The 22,996-nt window shown below is 62.3% G+C and carries 34 protein-coding genes and 3 pseudogenes; 19 read left to right on the top strand and 18 right to left on the bottom strand.

Annotation, left to right across the window (positions count from 1 at the left end):
* A pseudogene (locus LB565_RS13135) lies at positions 1 to 151 on the top strand (IS4 family transposase); the annotation flags it as partial.
* Between the two features lie 123 nt (positions 152 to 274).
* Here the strand turns inward: LB565_RS13135 and LB565_RS13130 are convergent.
* On the bottom strand, positions 275 to 1,054 hold the full coding sequence (locus LB565_RS13130) for a tryptophan 2,3-dioxygenase family protein (protein WP_224584548.1): 780 nt from the start codon (positions 1,052 to 1,054) through the stop codon (positions 275 to 277).
* Positions 1,055 to 1,191: 137 nt separating this feature from the next.
* Between LB565_RS13130 and LB565_RS13125 the strand changes: the two genes are divergently transcribed.
* Positions 1,192 to 1,665 carry an Lrp/AsnC family transcriptional regulator gene (locus LB565_RS13125; RefSeq protein ID WP_224584547.1) on the top strand — a complete coding sequence of 158 codons (474 nt, stop codon included), beginning with the start codon at positions 1,192 to 1,194 and terminating at the stop codon, positions 1,663 to 1,665.
* Positions 1,666 to 1,780: 115 nt separating this feature from the next.
* On the opposite strand, the gene LB565_RS13120 is transcribed toward LB565_RS13125, so the two are convergent.
* The 4 genes from LB565_RS13120 to LB565_RS13105 form a co-directional block, all read right to left on the bottom strand.
* Entirely contained in the window at positions 1,781 to 1,954 is a 174-nt protein-coding gene (locus tag LB565_RS13120; RefSeq protein WP_224584546.1) for a hypothetical protein, read from the bottom strand.
* A 139-nt stretch (positions 1,955 to 2,093) separates the two neighbouring features.
* Positions 2,094 to 2,447 (bottom strand): SPW repeat protein, encoded by a 354-nt coding sequence (locus LB565_RS13115; RefSeq protein ID WP_224584545.1) that lies wholly within the window; start codon positions 2,445 to 2,447, stop codon positions 2,094 to 2,096.
* A 121-nt stretch (positions 2,448 to 2,568) separates the two neighbouring features.
* Positions 2,569 to 3,636 (bottom strand): sensor histidine kinase, encoded by a 1,068-nt coding sequence (locus tag LB565_RS13110; protein ID WP_224584544.1) that lies wholly within the window; start codon positions 3,634 to 3,636, stop codon positions 2,569 to 2,571.
* A 39-nt stretch (positions 3,637 to 3,675) separates the two neighbouring features.
* Positions 3,676 to 3,915, bottom strand: coding sequence for a hypothetical protein (locus LB565_RS13105; RefSeq protein ID WP_224584543.1), 240 nt, complete (start codon positions 3,913 to 3,915; stop codon positions 3,676 to 3,678).
* 266 nt (positions 3,916 to 4,181) lie between these two features.
* Here LB565_RS13105 and LB565_RS13100 point away from each other — a divergent pair, with 266 nt between their 5' ends.
* Positions 4,182 to 4,520 carry a hypothetical protein gene (locus LB565_RS13100; protein WP_224584542.1) on the top strand — a complete coding sequence of 113 codons (339 nt, stop codon included), beginning with the start codon at positions 4,182 to 4,184 and terminating at the stop codon, positions 4,518 to 4,520.
* Between the two features lie 34 nt (positions 4,521 to 4,554).
* Here the strand turns inward: LB565_RS13100 and LB565_RS13095 are convergent, their stop codons facing one another.
* The 3 genes from LB565_RS13095 to LB565_RS13085 all read right to left on the bottom strand — a co-directional run bounded on the left by LB565_RS13095 (position 4,555) and on the right by LB565_RS13085 (position 5,743).
* Positions 4,555 to 4,776: a hypothetical protein gene (locus LB565_RS13095; RefSeq protein WP_224584540.1), complete on the bottom strand. Its 222-nt coding sequence runs from the start codon at positions 4,774 to 4,776 to the stop codon at positions 4,555 to 4,557.
* 105 nt (positions 4,777 to 4,881) lie between these two features.
* A complete protein-coding gene (locus LB565_RS13090; protein WP_140752028.1) occupies positions 4,882 to 5,091 on the bottom strand; it encodes a cold-shock protein in 210 nt (69 codons plus the stop codon).
* A gap of 238 nt (positions 5,092 to 5,329) precedes the next feature.
* Positions 5,330 to 5,743 (bottom strand): HD domain-containing protein, encoded by a 414-nt coding sequence (locus LB565_RS13085; protein ID WP_224584539.1) that lies wholly within the window; start codon positions 5,741 to 5,743, stop codon positions 5,330 to 5,332.
* A gap of 304 nt (positions 5,744 to 6,047) precedes the next feature.
* Here LB565_RS13085 and LB565_RS13080 point away from each other — a divergent pair, with 304 nt between their 5' ends.
* From LB565_RS13080 to LB565_RS13060, 5 genes are all read left to right on the top strand, one after another.
* Complete coding sequence (locus LB565_RS13080; RefSeq protein ID WP_224516106.1) at positions 6,048 to 6,251, top strand: CsbD family protein; 204 nt, start codon at positions 6,048 to 6,050, stop codon at positions 6,249 to 6,251.
* A 384-nt stretch (positions 6,252 to 6,635) separates the two neighbouring features.
* On the top strand, positions 6,636 to 6,833 hold the full coding sequence (locus LB565_RS13075) for a hypothetical protein (protein WP_224584537.1): 198 nt from the start codon (positions 6,636 to 6,638) through the stop codon (positions 6,831 to 6,833).
* A gap of 432 nt (positions 6,834 to 7,265) precedes the next feature.
* On the top strand, positions 7,266 to 7,805 hold the full coding sequence (locus LB565_RS13070; protein WP_224584534.1) for an inorganic diphosphatase: 540 nt from the start codon (positions 7,266 to 7,268) through the stop codon (positions 7,803 to 7,805).
* A 229-nt stretch (positions 7,806 to 8,034) separates the two neighbouring features.
* On the top strand, positions 8,035 to 9,345 hold the full coding sequence (locus LB565_RS13065) for an NRAMP family divalent metal transporter (RefSeq protein ID WP_224584532.1): 1,311 nt from the start codon (positions 8,035 to 8,037) through the stop codon (positions 9,343 to 9,345).
* Positions 9,346 to 9,455: 110 nt separating this feature from the next.
* Positions 9,456 to 9,794, top strand: a complete 339-nt coding sequence (locus LB565_RS13060; protein ID WP_224584530.1) for a hypothetical protein — start codon at positions 9,456 to 9,458, stop codon at positions 9,792 to 9,794.
* Between the two features lie 16 nt (positions 9,795 to 9,810).
* Here the strand turns inward: LB565_RS13060 and LB565_RS13055 are convergent, their stop codons facing one another.
* The 5 genes from LB565_RS13055 to LB565_RS13035 form a co-directional block, all read right to left on the bottom strand.
* Positions 9,811 to 10,719: a hypothetical protein gene (locus tag LB565_RS13055; RefSeq protein WP_224584528.1), complete on the bottom strand. Its 909-nt coding sequence runs from the start codon at positions 10,717 to 10,719 to the stop codon at positions 9,811 to 9,813.
* Between the two features lie 231 nt (positions 10,720 to 10,950).
* Complete coding sequence (locus tag LB565_RS13050) at positions 10,951 to 12,012, bottom strand: YihY/virulence factor BrkB family protein (RefSeq protein ID WP_224584527.1); 1,062 nt, start codon at positions 12,010 to 12,012, stop codon at positions 10,951 to 10,953.
* Positions 12,013 to 12,021: 9 nt separating this feature from the next.
* Positions 12,022 to 13,125, bottom strand: coding sequence for a flavodoxin family protein (locus LB565_RS13045; protein WP_224584525.1), 1,104 nt, complete (start codon positions 13,123 to 13,125; stop codon positions 12,022 to 12,024).
* Positions 13,126 to 13,610: 485 nt separating this feature from the next.
* Positions 13,611 to 13,928 (bottom strand): hypothetical protein, encoded by a 318-nt coding sequence (locus LB565_RS13040; protein WP_224584523.1) that lies wholly within the window; start codon positions 13,926 to 13,928, stop codon positions 13,611 to 13,613.
* A 29-nt stretch (positions 13,929 to 13,957) separates the two neighbouring features.
* On the bottom strand, positions 13,958 to 14,974 hold the full coding sequence (locus tag LB565_RS13035) for an SDR family oxidoreductase (RefSeq protein ID WP_224584521.1): 1,017 nt from the start codon (positions 14,972 to 14,974) through the stop codon (positions 13,958 to 13,960).
* Positions 14,975 to 15,136: 162 nt separating this feature from the next.
* On the opposite strand from LB565_RS13035, the gene LB565_RS13030 reads away from it, so the two are divergent.
* A complete protein-coding gene (locus tag LB565_RS13030; RefSeq protein WP_224584519.1) occupies positions 15,137 to 15,313 on the top strand; it encodes a hypothetical protein in 177 nt (58 codons plus the stop codon).
* A gap of 165 nt (positions 15,314 to 15,478) precedes the next feature.
* Positions 15,479 to 15,805 (top strand): DUF982 domain-containing protein, encoded by a 327-nt coding sequence (locus tag LB565_RS13025; protein ID WP_224584517.1) that lies wholly within the window; start codon positions 15,479 to 15,481, stop codon positions 15,803 to 15,805.
* A 4-nt stretch (positions 15,806 to 15,809) separates the two neighbouring features.
* On the opposite strand, the pseudogene LB565_RS13020 reads toward LB565_RS13025, so the two are convergent.
* Positions 15,810 to 16,528, bottom strand: a pseudogene (locus tag LB565_RS13020) (Crp/Fnr family transcriptional regulator).
* Between the two features lie 161 nt (positions 16,529 to 16,689).
* Between LB565_RS13020 and LB565_RS13015 the strand changes: the two are divergent.
* Positions 16,690 to 16,923, top strand: coding sequence for a DUF6894 family protein (locus tag LB565_RS13015; RefSeq protein ID WP_224584515.1), 234 nt, complete (start codon positions 16,690 to 16,692; stop codon positions 16,921 to 16,923).
* A gap of 40 nt (positions 16,924 to 16,963) precedes the next feature.
* The gene (locus LB565_RS13010) at positions 16,964 to 17,857 is read left to right on the top strand and encodes an alpha/beta fold hydrolase (RefSeq protein WP_224584513.1); all 894 of its coding nucleotides are present in this window, start codon (positions 16,964 to 16,966) and stop codon (positions 17,855 to 17,857) included.
* A 70-nt stretch (positions 17,858 to 17,927) separates the two neighbouring features.
* On the opposite strand, the gene LB565_RS13005 is transcribed toward LB565_RS13010, so the two are convergent.
* On the bottom strand, positions 17,928 to 18,152 hold the full coding sequence (locus LB565_RS13005; protein ID WP_224584511.1) for a hypothetical protein: 225 nt from the start codon (positions 18,150 to 18,152) through the stop codon (positions 17,928 to 17,930).
* Between the two features lie 437 nt (positions 18,153 to 18,589).
* Here LB565_RS13005 and LB565_RS13000 point away from each other — a divergent pair.
* The 5 genes and pseudogenes from LB565_RS13000 to LB565_RS12980 form a co-directional block, all read left to right on the top strand.
* Positions 18,590 to 18,685: pseudogene (locus tag LB565_RS13000) on the top strand (KGG domain-containing protein); the annotation flags it as partial.
* Between the two features lie 149 nt (positions 18,686 to 18,834).
* Positions 18,835 to 19,329, top strand: coding sequence for a hypothetical protein (locus tag LB565_RS12995; protein ID WP_224584509.1), 495 nt, complete (start codon positions 18,835 to 18,837; stop codon positions 19,327 to 19,329).
* Between the two features lie 27 nt (positions 19,330 to 19,356).
* Positions 19,357 to 19,575, top strand: coding sequence for a hypothetical protein (locus tag LB565_RS12990; RefSeq protein ID WP_224584558.1), 219 nt, complete (start codon positions 19,357 to 19,359; stop codon positions 19,573 to 19,575).
* A gap of 49 nt (positions 19,576 to 19,624) precedes the next feature.
* Entirely contained in the window at positions 19,625 to 19,822 is a 198-nt protein-coding gene (locus tag LB565_RS12985) for a hypothetical protein (protein WP_224584507.1), read from the top strand.
* A 37-nt stretch (positions 19,823 to 19,859) separates the two neighbouring features.
* Positions 19,860 to 20,180 (top strand): plasmid stabilization protein, encoded by a 321-nt coding sequence (locus LB565_RS12980; RefSeq protein WP_095768382.1) that lies wholly within the window; start codon positions 19,860 to 19,862, stop codon positions 20,178 to 20,180.
* A 38-nt stretch (positions 20,181 to 20,218) separates the two neighbouring features.
* On the opposite strand, the gene LB565_RS12975 is transcribed toward LB565_RS12980, so the two are convergent.
* Entirely contained in the window at positions 20,219 to 20,677 is a 459-nt protein-coding gene (locus LB565_RS12975; protein WP_040981044.1) for an Lrp/AsnC family transcriptional regulator, read from the bottom strand.
* Positions 20,678 to 20,845: 168 nt separating this feature from the next.
* Between LB565_RS12975 and LB565_RS12970 the strand changes: the two genes are divergently transcribed.
* Complete coding sequence (locus LB565_RS12970) at positions 20,846 to 21,589, top strand: AzlC family ABC transporter permease (protein WP_224584505.1); 744 nt, start codon at positions 20,846 to 20,848, stop codon at positions 21,587 to 21,589.
* Complete coding sequence (locus LB565_RS12965; RefSeq protein ID WP_224584504.1) at positions 21,586 to 21,885, top strand: AzlD family protein; 300 nt, start codon at positions 21,586 to 21,588, stop codon at positions 21,883 to 21,885. Before LB565_RS12970 ends, LB565_RS12965 begins: the two co-directional genes overlap by 4 nt.
* Before the next feature lie 5 nt (positions 21,886 to 21,890).
* Here LB565_RS12965 and LB565_RS12960 read toward each other — a convergent pair whose 3' ends face one another.
* Positions 21,891 to 22,394 carry a hypothetical protein gene (locus LB565_RS12960; protein WP_224584503.1) on the bottom strand — a complete coding sequence of 168 codons (504 nt, stop codon included), beginning with the start codon at positions 22,392 to 22,394 and terminating at the stop codon, positions 21,891 to 21,893.
* A 162-nt stretch (positions 22,395 to 22,556) separates the two neighbouring features.
* Positions 22,557 to 22,958 (bottom strand): hypothetical protein, encoded by a 402-nt coding sequence (locus LB565_RS12955; RefSeq protein WP_224584502.1) that lies wholly within the window; start codon positions 22,956 to 22,958, stop codon positions 22,557 to 22,559.
* Positions 22,959 to 22,996 lie beyond the last annotated feature (38 nt).

Here is a 22,996-nt window from a genome sequence, read left to right as displayed (position 1 = left end):
GCCATGCCCATCCTCAGGTTCACCGATCTGGTCAGCCAATGCCTGTTCGAACGCCGAAGAATCGAGGCCATCAACAAAGCCGCCTCCGGTCAATCCCGGCCGCCGAAGCAACCGAACTTCCCCAAACCAGTTGGACTTCGCCTATGCATGACTTTCCCCGGACAGCCCTGCTTGTTGTGGGAGAAGGTGGATCGGCGCGACAGCGCCGAGACGGATGAGGGGTGTTCCAGCGAAATGAGACGTCTGTTCCCTGGAACACCTCTCATCCGGCCGTTTAACGGCCACCTTCTCCCACACGGGGAGAAGGAGAAACCTGCGGCGGATGGCTGATCGACTCCCGCACGGTGCCGTATTCGGCGCCCCAGCGGTCGGTCATGTCGCAGCGAATGTCCCAGAGCTCGGGAAAGAAGCGATGGCGGGCGCCGCCCTCAAGGATTTCCACAGGCCGTCCCTTCAGCGACTTGGCGCCCAGCCCGATCGAGCGGTGGATGAGATAGAGGTGATTGGCGCGGAATTTCTGGAACAGCTCGTCGAATTCGATCAGCGCCTCGGCCACGACATAGGAATCACCGTGGTCATAGTGCGCGTCATAGATATCCTCCACGGTCAGCCCGCGGCCGTCGAGATAGGCATGCTTGAAGGCCCGCCAAAGATCCGGCGGCAGGCGCAGCAAGAGCTTGAAACCTGGTGATTCCTGGCCGCTGCCATTGCCGAGCTGCAGGCGGATCTGCTGATACTCTTTGGGCGACATGGTCTCCAGGAGGTCGAGCTGCGCCGTCATCATGCGCATCAGCCGGTGCACGCGGCCCATCAGCGTGATGATGCGGTGGGTGTCCTGCCTCTCCAGATATTCGAGCACATCGACCAGCGTATAGGCGATGAGCTTCATCCAAAGTTCCTCGACCTGGTGCACGATCTGGAACTGCAATTCGTCGGCATTGACCATCTCGGCGAGCGGCTTCTGACAGGCGAGCAACTGGTCGCATTTCAGATAGACGCCGTAGTCGCGCATCTCGGGCGCCTCTATGCGGGCGTGATAGTCCGGCTTGTCCATGGCTTATCCTCCTCGCGGCAGGTTTTCGACCCGACGACAAGGATAGCGCTTTCGGCTTGAACATTGTTCCTTTCTGTTATTCAAATGACGTGAAATGAAGGACGATCGTCGACATCTTCCATTATATTGGAGAACGAATGACGCTGGACGCTCTCGACCGCAGAATAGTCGCCGCGCTCGAGCGCGATGCGCGCATCTCCTTCGGCGAACTCGCCGAGGAGGTCGGCTTGAGCAAGACGCCTTGCTGGAAACGGGTGAAGGCGCTGGAAGAGGCCGGCATTATCCGCGGATATTCGACCCGCATCGACCCGGCCAGGATCGGCTTCGGCATCGAGGCCTTCATTCAGGTGTCGATCGACTTCGAAGTGTCGGACGCCTTCGAGATGGCGGTGAAGAAGCACCCGCTGATCCGCCGCTGCTACGCCACCACGGGCGAAGCCGACTATCTGCTCCAGATCGTCACCGTCGATATGATGGCGCTTGACCGGATGCTGCGCGAGGAACTCAGCCGCCTGCCCGGCGTGCGCCGCACGGTGACTTCGATGGCGATGCGCGAGATCAAGGGCGACATCTCGTTCGCCGAGGCGGCGGCGCGTGCGCTTAGGGGATAAGGCGAGCGCCAAATTGAGACGTCGGCTCGACAGTACCCCTGTTGGGGATCGAGCCATGGACGCCGGCTCGCGCAGGCCCGCTCCGCATGGTTTCTTGATGGCGAAGCGAGTCGATCTACTGGTTGGAGGACGCGTGACGGGAATATGGGAACCTGACCACGGCAGGCTCGGGCTCCCGCTCCACCTTTTCCTTCTCGGCGTCGGCCTTGCGTTTCGGGCACTCCTCGAAATCATGGTCGCGGCCGCCGCAATAGGAGCAGCATTTGGCGGGGGTGTCGGGGTGGAGCATCGAGGCCATTCCCAAGAATGCACGAAAAGGTTTCCGATTGCAGCAATTGCGTGAAGCCGCCGCAATGGCCGCCTTGCCCCATGCCCAAGAGAAGTCCAAGGAGCCGCCGCTCGCGCGGCGGCTCCCGCTCAGTCATCGCTCACGCATGCGCGTGAGGATGACGGAAGTCCCAGACGGCCCAGGCCGATGCCGCGACCACGAGCACGCCGAGGACGACATGCGTGGCCATGACATGCGTGTCAGCCGCGAAGCGCAGCAACCAGGGCGACACGATCAGCCAGAGCCCGAGGATCGCACTTACCCATTCTTCCCACTCGGCGAACACCGAAAGCGTCGCCAGCGCCAGCGCGCCGAGGAGAACGCCGACAATCCAGGCGTTCCACGCAGGCACCATCGCCGCGGTGAATCCGATGACCCAGGGTGAGATGAACAGGCAGATCGCGAGGACCAGGGTGATCCAGTCCAGGGTCTTTCTTGCTTCCATCATTGCCATGACAACCTCCATGGGTGAAGCTTGACCAAAGCAACTGTATCCGCGTGGACAATGCACGCTCTGTTACATGATGTAATGCATTTTTACAGACCTGCAAGGGAGAGGCGGCAGCACAGGCGCCTCAGCCCCTGAAATCGCTTTCATCCTCCAGGCCCAGCTGCGGCACGACGATCGCCTCGAGCGGCGCGTCAAGCGTCCACTTCACACCGTCGGGCGAGCGTTCGAGGCTGGAGGAACCGCTCAGCGATTGCGGCGCCACCCGCTGGAGCACCACTGTGCCAAAACCCTTGCGCTCGCCTAAGCCCTTGCGCTCCGGCGCCTTCTGCGCGGTTGCGCCCGTGCCGGATATCTCATGCCAGAGAAGATGAAAGCGGCGCTGCGCCTGCGGGCCGGTCTCGACCTTCCAGGTGATTTCGATATGACCGCCGCCCGAGGCCAAAGCGCCATATTTGGATGAATTGGTGCCGAGTTCATGGAAGGCCATGCCGAGGTTCTGAACGGCATTCGACTGCAGCGTCAGAAGCGGCCCGGAAAGCGAGATACGGTCTTCATGGCCGAAGGGCTTCAAATGCTCCTGGACAAGATCGAACAGGCTGGCGCCGGCCCATTCCGTGGTGACCAGAAGGTCGTGCGAGCGCGACAGCGCCATGATGCGGGCGCGGATCAATTCCTCGAACTCGCCTGGATCGGTCGAGCGCTTGCTGGTTTCCCTGACCATCGACAGGATCACCGCGAACTGGTTCTTCACGCGGTGATTGACCTCGCGCATCAAAAGCCGGATACGGCGCTCGCTTTCCTTGGCGGCCGTCATGTCGCGAGCGATGGTGGAGGCGCCCACGATCTCGCCTGCAGGGTTCCTGATCGGCGAAACCGTGACGGAAACCGCGACCTGCGTGCCATCCTTCCGTTTTCGGACCGTGTCGAAGCTCGCTACGCCTTCCCCTCGGCGGATGCGTCCGATAATATCAATTTCCTCGCCGTGGAGACGCTCTGGGATGAGCAGCAGCATTGAGCTGCCGACAATCTCCTCCGCGCTGTAGCCGAACATGCGCTCCGCCGCATGGTTCCAGCTCGTGATGATGCTGTTAAGATCCTTGCTGATGATGGCGTCGTACGAAGAATCCACGATTGCCGCTAAGCGCGAATCGGAATTGGCATCCTGCCGGATTATGCCCCCGGTACTTGTCATGCGTGCTAACTAGTGCCTGCGCCGTTCAAAGCAACGACCCTAATCCTTGGATTGACCATCAGCTGGCTTGCCATTCGAGGATAGTACACCGAACTGTTGCGACTTGACGCCGAGATCTGCCGTTAGGAACCCATCCGAAGCAAGCCCACGGCGCAACAGCTCGCGCACCGCGGCCGATCGGCTCGGCATGCGCTTTTCGAAACGCCAGTTCTCCAGCGCCGCCAGTTCCTCGTCGGTCAGCATGATCTGCAACCTTTGCGGCCGTTCGAGATCAGCCATGCCTGCCTCCTTCACAGACAAATGCCACGAATGAGTAAGTGCCTCATTGTAAGTAGAAGTAGGGTTCGACGTATAGGGCGTCAAGGACGCATAAGCCGTGAAAGGCGGGACAAACTAACGAAACTAATGATGCACCGAAACCACGTTTGTTGATCTATGCTAACTGATTGATTTATCTGTTATTTTTAAATTTTTTACTTGCCATCCGGGATGGTCCGACGCATGATGGCGATCGAGGGATAACCTCCAAGGAAAGGAGGCATTCCATGTTCCAACGATTTTCCATCCGGTTGCGCGACGACGCTCACCACAGGGTCCAGTGGGCCTTGCGGATCAAGGGTATCGTCAACATCATCCGGCTTTCGGAAGAGATCAGGCTGGGCAATCTGACCGAGAACATCGCCCGCGAGGATATAGAAGATCTGGTGTTGCAGATCGCCCAGCTCTATGGTGCGCCGATCGAGTTCGACGACGATGCCCGGACGGCGATTGATCTGCCCAGCGACTTCGGCCAAGACAACCGCAACGATCTCGAGAAGATGTTGGATAGCCGCACGTGCGGCGGCGATATCACCAGCGATCTGCTGCAGTTGAAGCGGGAATAGCGCAGAACAGTCCAGGCAGGCGCCGGAGTCGTGCTCACGCCTTCTTGTTACGCTTCGAAACGGATTTCTTCGGCGGGGGCGCGGGAGCGTCCGCTTCCTGTGCCAGCCGGGCGGCGCGCAATCGCTTCGTCTTGGCCTCCCTGGCAGTTGCTTCCAGATCCACGATCTGCCGCGCGACACGAGACGTCATGTCGGTTTTGGCTTCCGTTCGAGACGGAACCGGCTTGAACAGACTGGTATCCGATAGGGACTTCATTTCTTCTCCTTAATCAAAAAAGGCCGGGCAAAGCCCGACCTTCTCCAACGCACCTCCGAGGCCGATGCCAGTACATCCGTGGTCATGGACCCCGAGGCGCTGTGATCAGGCGGCTTGCAGGTTTTCGGCAGAACTTTTGCCGTTGCGGGCATCCTTCACGATGTCGAAGCTGACCTTCTGGCCTTCGACCAGCGAGCGCAGTCCGGCGCGCTCAACGGCCGAGATATGAACGAACACATCCGGCTGGCCATTGCCGACTTCGATAAAGCCGAAGCCTTTGGTGGAATTGAAAAACTTTACGGTTCCAGAGCTCATTGCGATTTCCTGTCAAATCGACGTAAATTATCGCCGCTTGGTCACCTGACCAAGCGCCGGGTTCTTCGAAATTGAGAGGGAATATCGTTGGGCGCTGAAGCGCGAAAACAACGTTCGTTCAACAAGATCGATTATCGGTATGTAGCGCTTAATTCTCACTTTTGCAAGAGAGGCCGAAATAATACTCGGGCCATGTCCGGCCCAGATGGAAGGCGGATTCGGCCTCTCGCCAGCGCGCCTAAGCGCTGGCGTTCAATCCGTGGAGCACCACAAGGCCGGTTTCATATCTGGCTGGAGAAAGCCCTGCCTGATGTGCCTGCCATAGATTATCTTTCAGATCAGCTTCCTTGACCGACCTGGCGAGCGCGTTCGAGGCGGCGCGGCAGATGAACCCCTGCTCGCTTTCGTCCATCCTTTTCGTCAGCGCATCGACGGCCGCGACAACGGATGAACTGAAGCCAGCCTGCTCAAGCCGCTCAAGGGTCCAGCCCTCGCCTTTCTCTACGACGTCATGCAAATAGGCGACGGTCTTTTCATCCAGCGTCTCGACCGCATCGGCGACGCGCCTCAGATGTTCGATATAGGGTCGCCCGGTTTTGTCTTTCTGGCCACTATGGGCCTGCTCGGCGATCTTGGCTGCCCGGTGAAGCATGATCCTTCCAATCATCAAAAATGAAGCCCGCCCCGGCGAGGGACGGCCGAGGCGGGCTGCTCGGGTCTGAACCCGGTCGGTGGCGCGCCTTTCGCGGGGGGAGCGGGGCTGCGCGCCGCCTGCATTCAAGAACATCGACACCGGGCGAATGTTCCCGCCCATCCTGCGAATTTTGAGATGAGACGTTTGGCGCGCTTTATATGACGCGAGCGCCCTCAAGCCGAATGCCGGACCCAGAAGCCTTGCGACAGGAACCTCGCGACCGCGCCGTCGTTAGCCTGCGTGTGCAACAGGAGATCCGGCAATGGATTGGAACCGCGTCGAAGGCAATTGGAAGCAGGTGAAGGGCAAGGTCAAGGAGCAGTGGGGCAAGCTTACCGACGATGACCTCGACCGCATCGCGGGAAAGCGCGACCAGCTTGAAGGCAAGATCCAGGAACGCTACGGCCTCGAGAAGGATCGCGTGCGCCGCGACGTTGATGAATGGTACAGCCGCCAAGGCTGGTAGCAGCCGATTGCCTGGCCAGGAAGGGCGCTGTCTCGCGACAACGCCCTTTTCGTTTGGCAGGTCAAGGCTGCGGAAGGCACACGCTGATTTTCATCTCGATCTCCCGGTCGAGCGGCACGGGCGGCTCGGTCGGCCTTCTATAGCCGAGTTCCCCCAGAGCCGAGAGAGCACCCGCCCCTTCGGCACCGGCGAACCACACGGGTGAGCATCCATGACTGGCAGAAGCTGCGGAGATCGCCGAGTTCAATCCGACTATCTCTCAACGTCGCGCGCGCCACTATAAAACCGGATGGCCTGCCGCTGGCGAGACACCGTCAAAGTCTAAATTATCGGGATGTATGAAACATGCAGCCGCCTTAACAGTTCGTATCGAGGAGGTGGCACATGGCTGGCCAAAACGACGGCAAGGAAGCCCAAACCGGAGACGGCAAAGCGGCGCGGGACGATATTGAATTGCTTGCTCGTCGCCTGGCCAAGGATACGGACATCTCGGAGGACGAAGCTCGCGAACTGATCAGGCTCATCGGCACCGATTGGACTTCATTGGTACGCGAGGCCAGATTCCTTAAGGGCCGGCACTGATCAAAGCTCTTCTGTTTTTCTCCTGCCCTTGCAGCCGCCGATCAGGCGTTGTTGTCTGCCACGCCGGTCTCTTCCGGCTAAAAGAAATTTCTGCCCCCATAGAGAAGCCCGTCCGGAGGGGTGAGCGGACGGGCTTCTATCGGGAGTGAGGGACCCCGATGGCGGCGGGGGGGTGCCGCCGCGCACCGAACCCGCCACCGGCGCTTATGTTCCGTCGCGGGAGCGAAAGTGCCGGCGGAGCTGAAACATCCGCCCGACAGCCATTCAAAAGCGAAACGCAATCATATGAGTTAGCCTTGCCGCCGGATTGCCGAGGTTGGCCCCGCCTCCAACTGTCCCCGACGATCTACAGCACATCCTCGCAGTGGAACCTTCCCCTGCCGGTGAAAGTTCACCTTGCGCAAGTAACCAGGTGCGACCGCCCGATTTGAAATGGCTGATTACCTCAGACTTCCGGCAACCTCTCGTAAGTTATTCCGTGTGGTCATCGAGACGCCGCGGGGATCGGCCGCGAAACTAGCCTATGAACCGAAGACCGGCGTATTCGAATACTCCCGCCCTCTTCCCGTGGGAAACACCTACCCCTATGACTGGGGTTTCGTGCCGTCGACGTTGGGGGATGATGGCGATCCGCTGGACGGACTCGTCATCCATCAAGCCGCCGCCGCCCCGGGCGTTGTCATAAAATGCGACGTACTGGGCGCGCTCCGCGTGAAGCAGGAAGATCCCGACGGCTCGAAGGTTCGTAACGATAGGTATATTTTCTGCCCGCACAAGCAAGATTCGCAGGACAAGGCCGTCGCTATCACCGAGGTCCCGCGGGATCTTCGCCGGGAGATAGAGCAGTTCTTCCTTTCGTCGGTGTTGGGCACCGGCAAGAAGATCAAGCTTAGGGGTTGGCAGAACGCCGCCGAGGCCAGGGCCTCGCTGGCGGACGGGATGAGATCCTTCAAACGAAAATTCTCGCATTAAGCGGATGCCTGCCGGCGCGGTTTTCGGATCGTCGGCTGGAACTTAGCCGCTAATGAATGTGGATGAGGATCTCGGCCCGCATGCGGTGGTGACGGGCACTCTGGAACCGATCGTCCTTCCGCCGGTTACTCTATGCCTCGTTAGCTGGTGCTTATGCAATGCGGAACAGCCGTTTCAAATCCATGGCGCACCTCGCGCTGACCGCCGACCGCGCGCCGGTGGCCTTCCCATGACCGAAATCGGTTCCCAAATCGGTAGAGAACAAAGCAGCACGTTGGCGAAAGGTCCTTTCCAACGGTTCCTCCGCACGATCGGGCCAGGCTTCATCACCGGCGCCTCTGACGACGATCCCTCCGGCATTGGGACCTATAGCCAGGCTGGCGCCCAGCTTGGCTTCAACATCGGCTGGGTGATGCTGTTCACCTTCCCGCTGATGGCAGCGATCCAGGAGATCGCCGCCCGCATCGGGCGCACCACGGGCAAGGGAATCTCGGGCAACCTCAGCCGGTACTATCCGGCTTCGCTGCTATATGTCGTGGTGGCGCTGCTTTTTGCCGCCAACGTCATCAACATCGGCGCCGATCTTAGCGCCATGGCGGATGCATTGAAACTGTTGGTGGGCGGCCCCAGCCCGCTCTACGTGGTTGCTTTCGCGATCGTTTGTGTCTGGGCGATCGTCTTCCTCGATTACACACGCTACGTGAAGATCCTCAAATGGACGACGCTGAGCCTGTTCGCCTATGTCGTCGCGATGTTCGCGGCCAATGTCAGCTGGATCGATGCCGCCAGGGGCCTGTTCATCCCGCACATCGAATGGAGCGGCACCTTCTTCACCACTCTGCTCGCCATACTGGGCACAACGATCTCGCCCTACCTGTTTTTCTGGCAAGCTTCGCAGGAGGTCGAAGAGGAGGAACTCAAGCCGACAGCCAGGCCGCTGCGGTGGGCGCCGTGGCAGGCATCCAGAGCGTTCGGCCGGATACGCGCCGACACGCTGGTCGGAATGGCCTTTTCGAACCTCATCGGCGCCGCGATCATCTTCACCACGGCCGCCACGCTCCACAAGGCAGGGGTGACGGATATTGCTTCGTCCACCGACGCGGCAAAGGCGCTGGAGCCGGCGGCCGGAAGGTTCGCCTTCATCATCTTCTCGGCGGGCATCATAGGCACGGGCCTTCTGGCGGTGCCGGTGCTGGCAGGTTCAGCGGCCTTCGCCGTCGGCGAAGCGCTGCGCTGGCCGGTCGGCCTTCAGCGCAAGCCGAAGGAAGCGGCGGCCTTCTACGCCACGCTTGCCGCGGCGACCGCCCTTGGCACCGGGATCATGTTTACCCCGATCGACCCGATCAAGGCGCTTTACTGGAGCGCCGTGATAAACGGCATGTGCGCCGTGCCGGTCATGGTCGTGATGATGCTGATGGCTGCCCGTAAGGACATCATGGGAGAATTCTCGGTCCAAGGCTGGCTGCGCGCGCTGGGCTGGCTATCGACATTGGCAATGGGCATGTCGTCGGTCGGCCTGATCGCTCAATGGTTCTTGTGAGTGCCGCGCGGACGGACGTCTGATCTACAGCCCACCGGTCCTCTGGAGGGGACACAGCGCGAATGGAACCTCGGTCAGAATCGAATGTTCAATCTCGAAGGCGGACCAGCATGACCAGATCGTCGCTTCACCTGCTCAAGGGCGCAGGCTATCTGATCTCAACCGTGAGCGTGATCCTGCTGGGGATCGTCAGTTGGGACAGCGCATCGAAAAGTCCTTTGCTGACCGCCTGTCTGCTCGGGGGAGCCGCCACCTCGATCACCGGCATGTTCTGCCGCTGGCTTTCCTACGAAATCGAGAAACGGCAGGAAGAGCGGCGGAGCGCCACAAGGCTCGGTGAGGCCGGGGCACCGGCGTTTGTCGAAGGAAGCGGGCGTACGCTGGTCGACGTCTCCGTCAGCAATAAACGCCCGCCGGCGAAGCCGGCGGGCGTAATTAGCGATGGATGAAGGTAGCCGGGCTGTGTCAGCCGCGAACAAAAAGTGCTTCGTCTTCGTCACGCTGCCTGCCGCCGAGCGCGCCGGCAACGCTGGCAATGAAAGCCCCAACGATCATCGACAGGGCGCCGACGAGCGCGAAGGTGGCACTTGCCTTTCTGGCCGTGTCGGCGGCCGCCTTCGCCTTGTTCTTGGCGTCTTCGATGCCGGCAAGCACGGTATCGACGCGCTTGGCGGCATCGGCCTGTGAAAGCCCGGTGCGGGAGGCTACCAGCTTCGCAAGATAGGTTTTGTCGTCGGCCGACACCTCGCCCTTGGCGGCGCTCGCCACCAGGATGCGTGTTGCCTGCGCCGTCGTGGCGGCGTCATTCTGGCCAGCGGGGGCGACGGCACCGGTGTCGGCCGGGCGGAACAATTGATCGACGAAATAGCCCAGGGTGTTGTTGTCGGTTGCGCCGGCGCTATTCGCGGCCGCCGACGAAGCGCCCGCGGCCGCGCCCGCCGCGACGTTGGACGCCGCCTGCACCCCCGCGCCGATGGTTGCGGACAAGGCGGAGCCGAACACGCCGGCAACCAACAGCGTCGCCAGCGCCCAGGCCAGGAAGCCGTGCGCCGTATCGCGGAAGTAGACCTCGTTGTCGTGAATGCCGACCCATTTCGTCCGTAGCCGGCCGGTCAAGTAACCGCCGAGCCCGGCCGAAAGCCATTGCACGACGATCAGCCAGACAGCCGCCGAGACTGCAAAGGTGGTGATCGAGGTACTGGCGCCGGTCCATGGCGAAACCATGGTCAGCCCCAGCCCCGAGCCGATCAGCATCAGGACCACTGTCAGCGTTGCCGCGGCGAAGGCTCCGGCGACGATCGGCCCCCAACTCACGGCGGAGGATGAAGATTCGGCAGCGCCGGAAAGTTCGACGTCAGTTACTGCGGAATTCATCACACATCTCCTACCGCGCGAACAGCATAAGCAGGATGATGATCGGGATTGGAACACCCAGCAGCCAAAGCAATATACCTCGTCCCATAGTAACCTCCTTGTTGCTCTCGAGACGAAATACCAATTCGCAGAACTGGCTTTCGTTCCAAAGGTTTAGTGACGGAGATCGACGGACCGCCCTCGACTTTGGAACCTGCTGATTTCTTGCGAGAATTGACCTCGATCGATGCTTCAGCCTCTTGGGCGCAAGACCCACGTGACGAGCAGCGTGATCAGGCTACTGATGACAATCCATATGCCGATCCCGTCGCCGAACGCCCTTGCTCGAGGCGCCGCGGGGGCAGCCCGGCCGGCATTGCCCGGCATCGTTCCCAGCGGTTTGGATTCTTCCCTGGGTTGGCGAGAGGCAGCCCGCTCCTTTGCATCCGCAATGACCGGCGCGAGGTCACGCCGGCTGCCGCGCCGCACCGAATAGGCGCGGGTTATCTCGGCGCCGAAGAGAAAAATCTGTGCCGAATAATAGACCCAGACCAACACCACCATCAGCGCGCCCGCCGCTCCGTAGGACGTCGCTATGGCGCTGGTGCCGATGTACCAGCCGATCAGCGATTTGCCGATGGTGAAGAGCAGCGCCGTGACCAACGCCCCGACGCCCACGTCACGCCATTTGAGCTCCCGGTCCGGCAGGACTTTGTAGATGGCGGCGAAGAGCAGACCGATCAACGCGAAGGAGATGATCGTGTTGATGCCGCTGACGATCAGCGTTCCGAACGGCAGGCTGCGGTTGATGACTTCGCCAAGCGCGGCGATTGCAGTGCTGGCTGCAAGCGACACCAGCAGCAGGAAGCCGAGCGCCGCCACCAGGCCGAGGCTCACCGCCCTCGCCCGCACCAGGCGCGAAAACGACATGGCGTTGGGCTTGACCTTCCAGATCTCGTTCAATGTCTGCTGCATCTCGCCGAAGACGCCGGACGCGGTGATCAAAAGCGTGACCAGCCCGACCAAGGTGGCCAAAGTGCCCGACGAGCGCTGCGAAGCAGTCTCGACCGTTGCCTTGAGAAGGTCAGCGCTCTGCGGCCCCATGACGCCCGATATCTGGGCCGAGAGCGCCAATTGCGCAGCATCATTGCCGATGACTAACCCGGCAATCGCGACCACGATCAGCAGGATCGGCGCCAGCGAGGTGGTGGCATAGAAAGCCATCGCCGCGCCGTGGCTCAGCGCATTGTCGGCAATATAGCCGGAGACGCTTTCCTTGAGAATTGTCCAGCCTTCGTTGGCCCAACGCGGCATCTTCTTCCCCTATTTTGGGCGTGGATCCTTGAGCTCGGCTCCGATGGTGGGGAATTCCCCTACCCGGCGCCTCGCCACCGCTTCGGCCAGGGCTAGCGCAGCGTTGGTTACTTCAACTTGAACGTCCTTGTCAGCGTCGAGTTCGTCATGGCTGGTTGCATATGGCTTCCAGTAGCCAATATAGCGGTCGAGTTCGGCAATCTCGCCGACGGGATCGAGCTTCATCGAACGCAGCCAGTCGGCAAGCGCATGCCGCACGTTCGCAGCGCCTTCCGTATCGCCATGAACGACAACCGAAAACAACCGGCCTTCGAGATGGCGGGGGTAGTCCCAGCCAGCGAGTTCGGCTTGCTTGGCAAGCGCTGCATCCTTGCCCTGCGTCAAAGACGGATCGGGATTGCCACCGTCAGCGCAGACCAGCCGGTCCATCATCAACTTCACCGGCGAGGAGGTCTGGTACCAGTTCACGGGCGTGACAATCATCACGCCATGCGCCTCGACCCAAAGGGGATAAATGTCGTTCATCCAGTCGTGCACTTGGCCGAGCGAATGGTTCGGATAGCACGAGCACGGCCAGTGGCAGAGCGCCGCCGCTGTCGAGAAGCAGGCCTTGCAAGGGTAGATCCTGCGGCCATATTCGGAAGCGAGCCGCGACAGATCGAGCACTTCAACGGAAAAGCCCGGCCTGCCGGCAATGGCGCGGCGCGCCAGTTCGACGAGACGAAAGCTTTTCGACATTTCGCCCGGGCAAGTATGCTCGCTGCGTGAGGAGCCGTTGATGATCAGGATGCGCGACGGCGCATTTCTGTCCTCGTGGCGCCGCTGCGCGGCCTTGACCGCATCGTGAGCGGCGATCCATTCGATGGAGAGATCGTAGCTTGGGTTGTGAAAACCCTCCCCCGCTTTGCGGGTCACCGGACTTTTGCGTTCCTCGCTATAGGCCTGCCAAGCGATTTCGGCCAGCCTGCCGATGGCTTCGGCCTCCGGCTCGAAGGCCGGGTCGTAGAACAGCTTCCTATAGCGTTGCTTGAACTCGCTCTCGCCGAGACGCGGGCTGGGCATGCCCTTGCGCGGTTCGACGCCGCCACTGTTTGATTCTGTATCCACCGCCATATACTGCCCCACGTTCGGAGCGGGCCGGGTGGGACAAGAGCTCGGCTGCCTTTTCGTTGGCCAGGGCGGGAAGCCGGAGAAACCAGCCCTGTTCTCTCTGCCACCAGGTCCGGCTGACGCGGCCCGCAATTCACAATCCTGTGCCGGTGCAATGGTTCCCAATGGCAAAGGCAGCCCAGCAGGATCGCTAAAAGCAGCGGCGAATTGGCAATGAGGAACAACGAGCCTATAATTAGCTGACTAAGTGATTCATGGCACGGCAAACCGATGGCCAAGAAAAAAAGCAGACAGTCCTCTTCCGGCGTTGCGACAGCCTCTCGCGCTGAACTCCATGAGGCGGCTTATTACGCCCGCAGATGTGGGCTCACCCGCGACGAGGCATTGCGCATGATACGCGAAGCCAACAGCTCGCCGGCCCTGAAGACCGCTGGTGGCGAAAAGCGCAAACGCTGACTTTCCATCGTTGAAGATTACCACCGGCTGCGTCATTGGCCGGTCTGCGGCGGCACCTGACCCGGCTTGATCACGGGCATATCGTTTCCGGTGGGCGGTGGAGTCTTGGCATTCTGGTCGCCGGTCGGCGGCGGCTTCAGCACGCCGCCGCAATTGCCGAGCTGTTTCGACAGCTCGTCCGTATCGGCCTGTTGCTTCTGCTTTTGCTGCTGGTCGTTCGCGTTGGGCTTGGCCTGGCAGTTCTGCGTCGGCTGATCCTTCGGTTGCGCGGCAGTCTGCGCCGACGCCGGCGAGGCCGGGATCAAAGCGAAGGCCGCGATGAGAAGCGCTTTGTTCATGGGATCTTTCATGGGATCCTCCTCATGTCAGTGCTCGGGGTTCAGTAACCCCCGATGATCGGAAGGATCTCGCCGGTGATGTAGCTCGAGCATTGCGGCGAGGCCAGGAACACATAGGCCGGCGCGATCTCCTCCGGCTGGGCGGGCCGTTTCATCGGCGTCTTGGCGCCGAACTGCGAGACGTCTTCCGCTTCCTTCTCGGAGGGATTGAGTGGCGTCCAGACCGGACCGGGCGCCACCGCGTTGACGCGGATGCCCTTCGCGATGAGGTTGCCGGAAAGCGCGCGGGTGAAGGCGTGAATGCCGCCTTTGGTCATCGAATAGTCGACCAGTTCCTTCGAACCCTCGATGCCGGTGACCGAACCGGTGTTGATGATCGCCGAGCCCGGCTTCATGTGCGGCACGGCCTCCTGCGCCATGTGGAAATAGCCGTAGAGATTGGTTTTCAGCGTGGCGTCGAAATGCTCCTCCGTGAGATCGGCGAAATCGGCGGAGTGGATCTGGAAGGCGGCATTGTTGACCAGCACGTCGAGCGTGCCGAAGGCCTTGACCGTTTCGGCCACCGCTTTGCGGCAGAAGGCGCGTTGGGCGACGTCGCCACGCAAGGTGATGCAGCGCCTCCCCTCCGCCTCAACCGCCTGCTTTGTCGTCTTGGCGTCACGATCCTCGCTGAGATAGGCGATAGCGATATCGGCGCCCTCGCGCGCAAAGAGCACGGCGACCGCGCGGCCGATGCCGGAATCGCCGCCGGTGATCAGCGCAACCTTGTCCTTGAGCTTGCCCGACCCTTGCCAGAACGGCGCGTCATAAAGCGGCGCAGGTTCGATCGCCCATTCCTCGCCGGGCTTCGGGTGATGCTGCTTGGGGAAAGGCGGTACGGGATATCGGCGCGCGCCGGCCTGCATCGCGCCCGGCGATTTGGGTTTCGGCTTGCTGCGGTCGGTGGCATCGACCTTACGTTGCACACCGCGCTGCCTGCGCGTCGTTTCGCCGGTGTCTGCTTTCTTGGCCGTCCCCGATTTCAGGGCTGCGTCGGATTTCTTTCGGCTAATCGGCATGGCTGTCTCCGTCTGTTCAAAGGACAACGCATGCCGGCTGAAAAGGTTGGCTCGGGTCGGCGCACGTCGCCGAGACGCTCGGGCATGCATCAAAGTTAAATGCGCGGCGCGGGCGGGAGTGCTAACCCGTTCGTCATTGGGGGGACTCTTCAGGAGAGTCCCATGGACGTTCGAACTCTCATAGGCAGCCTCTCGGCCGCATTGCTGCGCCGGCGTGCTGTCGCACCACCGATCCCCGTCAGGGTGATCCGCGCCTCGCTCGCGGATGTGCCGCTCAGGCCGCGTCCCAGACCACCGCACCGGCCGGCGCCGCCGATCCGGCCCGCGAGCAACATGTAGCTCCGAACCGCCGGGCGAATGCAACCGACTGGCCAAGTCGTCGTTTACGGCCATTCCCAATCTTGTGGTGCACCATGAAATCCTTGCGCATAAACAGTCCGCTTTTTCTCCTCGTTGCTGCCGTGATGACCGCCGCGCCCTTTGTCGGCCTTGCCTGGCGTACGCATGAATGGCTCGGATGGTGACGAGCCGATGAGCCGTTTCCTGCCGCTCACCATCCGGTTCGTCAGCGGCGGCACAATGGTGGTCACCACCGTCGCCGAGGCCAAGAAGGCGCTTGCCGGACATTGGAAGAATAAAGAAGCACCGGCCTACCTGGAAGCGGCCCGGCTGGTGGATGACGCAATCGCGGGCACCTGCCGGCCGGCCATCGCCTTTGCCGCCTTCAAGAAGGTCGCTGCGCAACAGGGCCTGCTGAAGCCTGCCAAGCCAAGTGCTGCGCTGACCATGCTCGACACGCTCTGGTCGCGCTCCAAGGCGCCGCCCCGCTAGACGCTTATCTCGGCTCGCGGGCCATGCTGAGGTAGGTCGGATCGAACTCGGCGATCGTGACCAGCCGCTCCCAATCGAGGATCGTGATCATATGGTTCGTCCAGCTGATGACGTTCATGCGTCGCAACGTGGCGATCACCCGGTTCATGTGGACGACGGACAGGCCGAGCACGTCGGCCAGTTGAGCCTGCGAGAGCGGCAGGTAAAAGCTCATGTCGCGCGTCTTCTTCACCACCTGCAGCCTGACGAACAGCTCGCATATCAGATGGGCGAGGTGGGAGAGCTTGGAGCGGCGTCCCATGGCCACGATCCATTCGCGATGGATGGCCCCGTCGACGAGCGTGTCCAGCCATAGCAGCCGGGTGAGATGCGGCGCCTGCTCGGTGATCGTCTTGAGCTTGCTATGCTCCGCTGCGGCCACGTGGCAGGGAGATAGCGCGACGATGCCATGGTCCATCGTCTTCAGCAAAAACGCATGAAGGTCGACGAAATCGCCCGCGATCTGCAGCGAGGTGAACTGGCGGCCGCCGTCCTCCAACACCCTGTAGCGGGCGGCAAAGCCGTCGACGATGAGGGTGCTGTAGGTCGGCCTGGTTCCTTCCGAGACGATGTCCTCCCCGGTGCCGACATATCTCTCGATCGACAAAGTCGACGTGAGCAGCGCCTTTCTTCCTCCGAGAGAGCGTCGTGCTGACCGAGATTGAGATAAAGCGATTCCAGCATCCGGCGTTCTCCGTGGCATCAGCTAACGCCGCAGACAGAGGCTGGTTGCGGGCGGCGCTCGCCAAGAGCCGGCGCGGCGCGGATTTTCTCCCAGGATCAGCCCTTTGGAACCATGACCAAGCTCGTGGATTGACCTCGAAGTTTCCGGGATAGACCTGCCGATGCAGCGCTTCTACTTCGACCTATACAACGCCGAGCACAGCCAAGAAGACACCGAGGGGCAGCTCTTTGCCAGCCGCGAGCGCGCCGGCATGGAGGCGCTGCGCATCCTGCACGACGTCGCCCGGGACGAGATGCCGGGCGGCAAGCATCTGACCATCACCGTCAAAGTTCGGGACGAAAAACGCGACCAGATTTTCGAAGCGTCGCTGACACTGGATTCCGCCTGGATGTGAGGCGGTCGACGCTGTCGGCGCCAGCCGCCGGAGGCAAGCAATGTTTCAGGATTTCGACAGCCGCGAGGTCGACACCGGCGAAGCAAGGATCTTCGCCCGCTGCGCCGGCAGCGGACCCGGCCTGCTCCTGCTGCACGGCTTTCCCGAGACCCATGTGATGTGGCGCGAGGTGGCTTCCGGCCTGGCACGGGATTTCACCGTCGTCTGCGCCGATTTGCGCGGCTATGGGCAAAGCTCCTGCCCGCCATCGGCTGCCGACCATGCACCCTATACCAAGCGCGCCATGGCCGCCGACATGGTCGTGCTGATGGAGACATTCGGCTTTCGGCGCTTCATGGTAGCGGGTCATGATCGAGGCGGGCGCGTTGCCTACCGGCTGGCGCTCGACCACCCGGACCACGTCGAGAAGCTCGCCGTGCTCGACATCATCCCCACAGCCGAGGTCTGGGACCGGGCCGATGCGAGGCTGGCGCTCGGCTATTGGCCTTGGTCGCTGCTGGCGCAGCCGGAGCCGCTGCCGGAGAGGATGCTGGCGGCCGGCGCGGAAGCGGTCGTCGACAACGCGCTTTCCGGCTGGGGATCGGCGCCTGATGCATTCCCGCCCGGGGTGCGGCAGGCTTATGTCGATGCGCTGCGCGATCCGGCGCATATCCACGCCATCTGTGAAGAGTATCGCGCGGCGGCCGCGCTCGACCGCCGGCATGATCGAGAGGACCAGGCGACGGGTCGTCGCATCGCCTGTCCGTTGCTGGCGCTGTGGAGTGAGCACGGGGCGCTTGCCGAGTGGTATCGGGATGAAGGCGGACCACTGGGCATATGGCGGCGCTGGGCCGACGATACCAGCGGCGGAGCGATGCCTGGCGGTCACTTCTTTCCGGAGGAGTCGCCGATCGAAACGGCGGCCACGCTGGACGCATTCTTTTCCGGAAGATAGAGGCACTCTTTTCACGGAGATGGTGCCGGCCGGCCAAGCGTCTGCTGGCCTGGTGTCCTGCCGGCCTGGCTCAGGCCAGGATCAAATAGAGCAACGGAACCGCCGCCAGGCCGATTGCCATAGCAATGAGCGTGGCGTGGCCGAGACGCTCCGCGCGCCTGGCAATGTCGGCGACCTCATCCTCGTCATTGATGATATCGAGGAACGAAAGATCGGCACGGGTGGCACGCTGGTTGTCGTTGGCAGGCAGGCTTTCGGCGTCCTGCCGGGCGGGCTTTGCAGAGATGTGGGTCAAAACGTCGTCTCGCTCCGAAGCCGGTCAAGCGGCCTTTTTGTTCATGGATATTGGTGCCCGCCGGGTTTGCGCGGGGCGACCGGCGGGCACCAGTACGGCCGGCGATGGAGGGGGCTTTCTCGACGGCCGCTCCCCAATTCGCAGAAAGCGGATTGGTTGCATAAGCCAGCCCAATGCGCCGGCCGCATAGGACTTCAGTCCGACCCGGGTCACGAAATGTTTCGAGCGGAACATTGGTTGCCGGCACCGGTTCCCCTTACTCGAGGATGCCGAACGCGTCCTCGAATTCACCCCGAAGAAAATCCGAACCCGGAGAATTCGATATGCCCAATCAAGGCGGAACCCACGAACAGCACGTCAAGGCCGGCCAGCAGAGCCACAAGAACCGTGACGACCAGCATCGCGGCAGCGGACAGCAGCAGGCCGAGGACCGCAATATGGGTCAGCGGGGCGCGGGCCAGCATCGGGGCGGCAGCGGCAACTTCGCCGAAGACCGGCAGCGTGCCTCGGAAGCCGGCCGCAAGGGCGGCCAGCGCTGAATTCAAATGGCGTCCGTGTCCTTCACGGACGCCATTTTCACTTGCTCGCGGGATGGACCCCGCGATGGAACTTCTGCCCCGCCCTCCAGTTCCTCTTCTGTCGGTTGCCCAGGGCTGCCGCAGATGTTTGAACGGAGGCATCAATGTCGCTGCAAACTCTTCATCCCGAACAGGTCGACGAGACCCGCATGCAAGCCTATTCGACCTTCGGTCCGATGCTGATCCAAGCTCTGGCGCAGAAACTCGGGCACTGCCAGGGCATGCGCGAGTTGGACAAGCTCGAACAATCGCTTGTTCGCCTGGTCGAGGAGACCGACGTTGCCGCTCCGCACGCAGACGCCATGAAGGAGTTCGCGGTCGAGCTCGTCGTGTCGACGCTACGCAACGTGCGCGAGCATCCCGACGCCAAGCATGACCTGGAGGAGATCGACGAACGGCGCACCGAGGGGCGCTCGGAGGATCCGGACACGCTGGAAGAACAGTTGCAGTCGGGCCTCGAGGACAGTTTTCCGGCAAGCGACCCGCCAGCCGTGGTCTCGACCGCGATCACCGGCGGCGCGAAGGACATCGTCGGCACCGACGAGGTGCTGCGGCGCAAGAAGGAAGCGCGCCGCAAGCAGTCGGAGACGGCCGGCTGACGCCAAGGAAATCCAAGGAGGCCTGCGATGACCCAGGCAAAGGACAACATCCCCCATCGTCCGGGCGGGGCCCATGCGCCGCAAACGGGCAGCCTGCCGACCAAGGGCGGCGACGATCCCGACGTGCGCTTCCTGGCGGAGCACACCGATCTGTCGCCGAAGCAGGCGCGCGAACTGATCCGGGAGCACGGGCACGACCGCGACAAACTCTTGAAGATCGCACGGACCATGAAAGCGGAAGGCTGACGGCTCTCCAAGACGGAGGGCAGACGGCCTTCTCGAAAGCGAGGTTACCATGAGCAATTCCCCCAGAACCGGACGTCCCGGAACCTCCGATCAATGGCCGCGCTGGGAAGGCCCGAAGGCCAACAAGCCGCGCGGCTACCTGCCGGCCAAGGACGATCCCGACGAGGATCGCGACGCGGCCGGCGAGAACAACAAGGATCCGGAACGGTCCGACCTCGGCGACGTCGCCAAGAAGAAGGGTTCCTGAGACTCTCAATTCACTCAGCGCAACAAGGAGCAGGACAATGCCACGCGGAGATAAATCGAAATACACCGACAAGCAGGAACGCAAGGCCGACCATATCGCCGAAGGCTATGAAAAGCGCGGCGTGTCCGAGAAGGAAGCCGAGCGTCGCGCCTGGGCGACGGTCAACAAGGACGACGCCGGGGGCAAGAAGGCAGGCGGCTCCGGCCGCGGCAAGCACACCGGCCATCCGGCGGCGCATAAGGGCGGGAAGGCTGGCGGCAAGGCGTCGGGCGAGCGATCCGCCGCCGCGCGCTCCGCTTCCGCGAAGAAGGCAGCGGCCACGCGCAAACGCAACGCGGAGCACCACGCTCATCATTGAGGACTTCCCTTCTCCCCTCGTAAGAGAAGGCCAGAGCCTCACAGCGGCATCTCCGATGTCTGCTTGATCGTCTGGCTGGGCACGTCCGTCTTGACGTTCTGCACGCCCTTGATGCGGCTCAGATGCTCCGACTGGAAGCGGCGGTAGTCGTCGATGCCAGCGGCGACGATCCGGACCATCGCGTCGCAATCGCCCAGCATCAGGTAGCACTCCATCACTTCCGGGAATTTCGCCACCTCGGCGGCGAAATGCTCGATCGTGTCCTCATCCTGCTGCTTCAGCCATATGCGGGTGAAGAAGGTCTGGCCGCGGCCGATCTTGGCCGGGTTGAGCACCGCGACATAGCGATCGATGACGCCGGCCTCCTCCAGCAGCTTGACGCGGCGGAGGCATGGCGATGGCGACAAGCCGACCTCCTTGGCCAGATCGTTGTTGGCCATGCGGCCGTCGCGCTGCAAGGCACGTAAGATACGTCTGTCGATCTCGTCCAGCTTCATAGCTCCCGATTCCAATCTTTTCCTAATTGTGCTATCTGATACCAAATTCTGGCAAAAATGGCGCATCTTCGCAACCCGATTGCCAGGCGTTTCGGCTATTGTCCGGCCATCGACAACCCACAACCGACCGGGAGAACGGTGGCCGCAAAGCCAGCCGAAAGCAAAGCCATGAGCGTTTCCGAGATCGCCCTCGCCGGGGAGCAAACCGGCAACGGCCGCGGCGCCGAGCTCCGGCGCGGGCTTGCCGCCTCGACGCCGGTGCTGCTCGGCATCATCCCCTACGCGCTGGTCCTCGGCGCGCAGGCAGCGCAGAAAGGCCTTTCTGTCGTCGAGGTGCCGCTGATGACCGGCCTCAACTTCGCCGGCGGCTCGGAATTCGCCGCAATCCAGCTCTGGACCTCGCCGCCGCATATCCTGTTGATCGCCGCCATCACGCTGCTGGTCAACAGCCGGCATTTCCTGATGGGCGCCGCACTCGCGCCGTTCATCAAGCACCTGCCGAAGCGAAAGGTGTTCCCTGCGCTGTTCCTGATGTGCGACGAGAGCTGGGCGGTAGGACTCGCCGACGCGCAGCGCCGTGCCGCCGCCGGCATGCGGCCGGCCTTCAGCCTGCCTTTTTATCTAGGCGCCGGCCTGCCCTTCTATCTCGCCTGGGTGGCGTTCACGACCTGCGGCGCAGCACTCGGCCCGGTGCTTGGCGACGTCGAGACATACGGTTTCGCGATGGCCTTCCCGGCCGTCTTCCTGGTGCTGCTTCGCGGCATGTGGAGGGGTTTGGCAGCGGCCCGGCCTTGGCTCGCCAGCCTGGCGGTGGCGGCGCTCACCTATCTCGTCGTGCCCGGCGCCTGGTATGTGGCGGCCGGCGCGTTGTCCGGCTTGGTGGCCGCCTGGTTTCTGGCAGGTGACAAATGATCGATCCGATGACCGCGCTCGCCATCTTGGCGATGCCCGGCGTGACATATCTGACCCGCATCGGCGGCTATGTGGTGCTGAGGAACCGCACCCTCGGCCCGCGCGCCACGGCGGTGATGGAGGCGGCACCCGGCTGCGTGCTGATCTCGGTGATCGCGCCAGACTTCGTCTCGAAGAACCCGGCCGATCTCACCGCGCTGGCCATAACCGTGCTTGCCGCGTCAAGGCTGTCGATGCTGCCGACGGTGGTGATCGGGGTGGCTTCGGCGGGCGTACTGAGGTGGCTGACGGGCTAGCTGCCTCAGCCGCCGTAGAGCCCGAGCTCGTCCGGCTGGATCGAAGCGGCGTCGCCTTCGCCAGGCCCGCCCGCATGCTGCTTCAACGCGGCATCCAGCCTTTCGCTGTCGCTGCCTCGCGGATCGACTATCGCGTCGACGAGCGTATCGAGAGAAACGCCAAGCTGGTCCAAGCCAAGCTGTCTCTCGATTTCGGCGATCGCCGACGGAGATTGCCGCTTCAACGCTTCGACGGCGTTCTTGATCGCCGCCCCATAGGACGACACGGACTCGTAGTCGGTCTGATCGACGCCAAACTCCTTGCCCGCGCGTTCCATCAGTCGAACCTTCGTCGCCGTGATGTTGAGGTTGTCGAGGCGGAACTTGGATGCTGGGGCCGCGGGCTCCGCCTGCACGAGCGGCGAAGCAGCGATGCCGACGGCGCTGTGGATGCTGGCTGCCGGCCTGATCGTTGGAAACAGGCGCTGCGGCTGTAGGGTCACAATGGCGGTGTTGACGATCGAGGACATTACAGGTCTCGCAGGCGCCCATCCGTCATGGTTCGGGCGCCGAACGGTCGAGCCAAGACGTCATGTCCGAGCAGAGCACAGGCAATAAGGCCAGTTGTCCTAAGAGTTCGATGGAAGGATGGCTCAGCTTTTAACGATGAGCCGCTCTATCACCTCCAAGGCTCAGTCGTCCCCGCCCCCGTCATGGCCGCCGCTTCCCCCGCCGCCATCGTGGCCACCACTGTCGCCGCCACCGTCGTGGCCGCCGCTGTCTGCGCCGCCGTCATGGCCGGCACCGTCCCCGCCTTCGTGGTCGCCGTCATGATCGTCGCCCTGATGATCGCCGTCCTGGTCGCCTTCATGCGAGCCGGTAGCGGCGCCGTCGCCCTTGTGCCCGGCCTCGTCGTTCTCGGCGGCTTCATGGTCGTCGCCGACGCTGGATGTATTGACCTGATCGTCATCATGGTCGGCTGTGGACGCCGCCGTCAACCCGCCGCCATTGTCGGAGCCCGCATAAGACGGCTGCGTGGCGAAGATGCCGAGCAGGCCGATTGCAGTTGCCGCAAACAAGGGAAGGGTTTTCATCCACGCGCTCCGATCCGTTTTGTGAGATCGGATCATCG

Source organism: Mesorhizobium sp. CA14, from assembly GCF_020165195.1.
In the GTDB taxonomy this organism is placed as follows: Bacteria; Pseudomonadota; Alphaproteobacteria; order Rhizobiales; family Rhizobiaceae; genus Mesorhizobium.
The sequence above is the reverse complement of the archived record's forward strand: the minus strand, read 5'-3'. Positions and strand labels throughout refer to the sequence as shown.

What these genes read in the sequence shown, in the direction of transcription:
- LB565_RS13015 (WP_224584515.1), top strand. Translation starts at nt 16,690, where the DNA reads ATGCAGCGCTTCTACTTCGACCTATACAACGCCGAGCACAGCCAAGAA.
- LB565_RS13115 (WP_224584545.1), bottom strand. Translation starts at nt 2,447, where the DNA reads ATGGCAATGATGGAAGCAAGAAAGACCCTGGACTGGATCACCCTGGTC.
- LB565_RS13065 (WP_224584532.1), top strand. Translation starts at nt 8,035, where the DNA reads ATGACCGAAATCGGTTCCCAAATCGGTAGAGAACAAAGCAGCACGTTG.
- LB565_RS13070 (WP_224584534.1), top strand. Translation starts at nt 7,266, where the DNA reads ATGGCTGATTACCTCAGACTTCCGGCAACCTCTCGTAAGTTATTCCGT.
- LB565_RS12985 (WP_224584507.1), top strand. Translation starts at nt 19,625, where the DNA reads ATGAGCAATTCCCCCAGAACCGGACGTCCCGGAACCTCCGATCAATGG.
- LB565_RS12995 (WP_224584509.1), top strand. Translation starts at nt 18,835, where the DNA reads ATGTCGCTGCAAACTCTTCATCCCGAACAGGTCGACGAGACCCGCATG.
- LB565_RS13035 (WP_224584521.1), bottom strand. Translation starts at nt 14,974, where the DNA reads ATGCCGATTAGCCGAAAGAAATCCGACGCAGCCCTGAAATCGGGGACG.
- LB565_RS13095 (WP_224584540.1), bottom strand. Translation starts at nt 4,776, where the DNA reads ATGAAGTCCCTATCGGATACCAGTCTGTTCAAGCCGGTTCCGTCTCGA.
- LB565_RS13055 (WP_224584528.1), bottom strand. Translation starts at nt 10,719, where the DNA reads ATGAATTCCGCAGTAACTGACGTCGAACTTTCCGGCGCTGCCGAATCT.
- LB565_RS13045 (WP_224584525.1), bottom strand. Translation starts at nt 13,125, where the DNA reads ATGGCGGTGGATACAGAATCAAACAGTGGCGGCGTCGAACCGCGCAAG.
- LB565_RS13080 (WP_224516106.1), top strand. Translation starts at nt 6,048, where the DNA reads ATGGATTGGAACCGCGTCGAAGGCAATTGGAAGCAGGTGAAGGGCAAG.
- LB565_RS13050 (WP_224584527.1), bottom strand. Translation starts at nt 12,012, where the DNA reads ATGCCGCGTTGGGCCAACGAAGGCTGGACAATTCTCAAGGAAAGCGTC.
- LB565_RS12970 (WP_224584505.1), top strand. Translation starts at nt 20,846, where the DNA reads ATGAGCGTTTCCGAGATCGCCCTCGCCGGGGAGCAAACCGGCAACGGC.
- LB565_RS12965 (WP_224584504.1), top strand. Translation starts at nt 21,586, where the DNA reads ATGATCGATCCGATGACCGCGCTCGCCATCTTGGCGATGCCCGGCGTG.
- LB565_RS12960 (WP_224584503.1), bottom strand. Translation starts at nt 22,394, where the DNA reads ATGTCCTCGATCGTCAACACCGCCATTGTGACCCTACAGCCGCAGCGC.
- LB565_RS13040 (WP_224584523.1), bottom strand. Translation starts at nt 13,928, where the DNA reads ATGAAAGATCCCATGAACAAAGCGCTTCTCATCGCGGCCTTCGCTTTG.
- LB565_RS13075 (WP_224584537.1), top strand. Translation starts at nt 6,636, where the DNA reads ATGGCTGGCCAAAACGACGGCAAGGAAGCCCAAACCGGAGACGGCAAA.
- LB565_RS12955 (WP_224584502.1), bottom strand. Translation starts at nt 22,958, where the DNA reads ATGAAAACCCTTCCCTTGTTTGCGGCAACTGCAATCGGCCTGCTCGGC.
- LB565_RS13110 (WP_224584544.1), bottom strand. Translation starts at nt 3,636, where the DNA reads ATGACAAGTACCGGGGGCATAATCCGGCAGGATGCCAATTCCGATTCG.
- LB565_RS13025 (WP_224584517.1), top strand. Translation starts at nt 15,479, where the DNA reads ATGAATGGCTCGGATGGTGACGAGCCGATGAGCCGTTTCCTGCCGCTC.
- LB565_RS12975 (WP_040981044.1), bottom strand. Translation starts at nt 20,677, where the DNA reads ATGAAGCTGGACGAGATCGACAGACGTATCTTACGTGCCTTGCAGCGC.
- LB565_RS13130 (WP_224584548.1), bottom strand. Translation starts at nt 1,054, where the DNA reads ATGGACAAGCCGGACTATCACGCCCGCATAGAGGCGCCCGAGATGCGC.
- LB565_RS13105 (WP_224584543.1), bottom strand. Translation starts at nt 3,915, where the DNA reads ATGGCTGATCTCGAACGGCCGCAAAGGTTGCAGATCATGCTGACCGAC.
- LB565_RS13060 (WP_224584530.1), top strand. Translation starts at nt 9,456, where the DNA reads ATGACCAGATCGTCGCTTCACCTGCTCAAGGGCGCAGGCTATCTGATC.
- LB565_RS13090 (WP_140752028.1), bottom strand. Translation starts at nt 5,091, where the DNA reads ATGAGCTCTGGAACCGTAAAGTTTTTCAATTCCACCAAAGGCTTCGGC.
- LB565_RS12990 (WP_224584558.1), top strand. Translation starts at nt 19,357, where the DNA reads ATGACCCAGGCAAAGGACAACATCCCCCATCGTCCGGGCGGGGCCCAT.
- LB565_RS13010 (WP_224584513.1), top strand. Translation starts at nt 16,964, where the DNA reads ATGTTTCAGGATTTCGACAGCCGCGAGGTCGACACCGGCGAAGCAAGG.
- LB565_RS13125 (WP_224584547.1), top strand. Translation starts at nt 1,192, where the DNA reads ATGACGCTGGACGCTCTCGACCGCAGAATAGTCGCCGCGCTCGAGCGC.
- LB565_RS13030 (WP_224584519.1), top strand. Translation starts at nt 15,137, where the DNA reads ATGGACGTTCGAACTCTCATAGGCAGCCTCTCGGCCGCATTGCTGCGC.
- LB565_RS13120 (WP_224584546.1), bottom strand. Translation starts at nt 1,954, where the DNA reads ATGCTCCACCCCGACACCCCCGCCAAATGCTGCTCCTATTGCGGCGGC.
- LB565_RS13085 (WP_224584539.1), bottom strand. Translation starts at nt 5,743, where the DNA reads ATGCTTCACCGGGCAGCCAAGATCGCCGAGCAGGCCCATAGTGGCCAG.
- LB565_RS13100 (WP_224584542.1), top strand. Translation starts at nt 4,182, where the DNA reads ATGTTCCAACGATTTTCCATCCGGTTGCGCGACGACGCTCACCACAGG.
- LB565_RS12980 (WP_095768382.1), top strand. Translation starts at nt 19,860, where the DNA reads ATGCCACGCGGAGATAAATCGAAATACACCGACAAGCAGGAACGCAAG.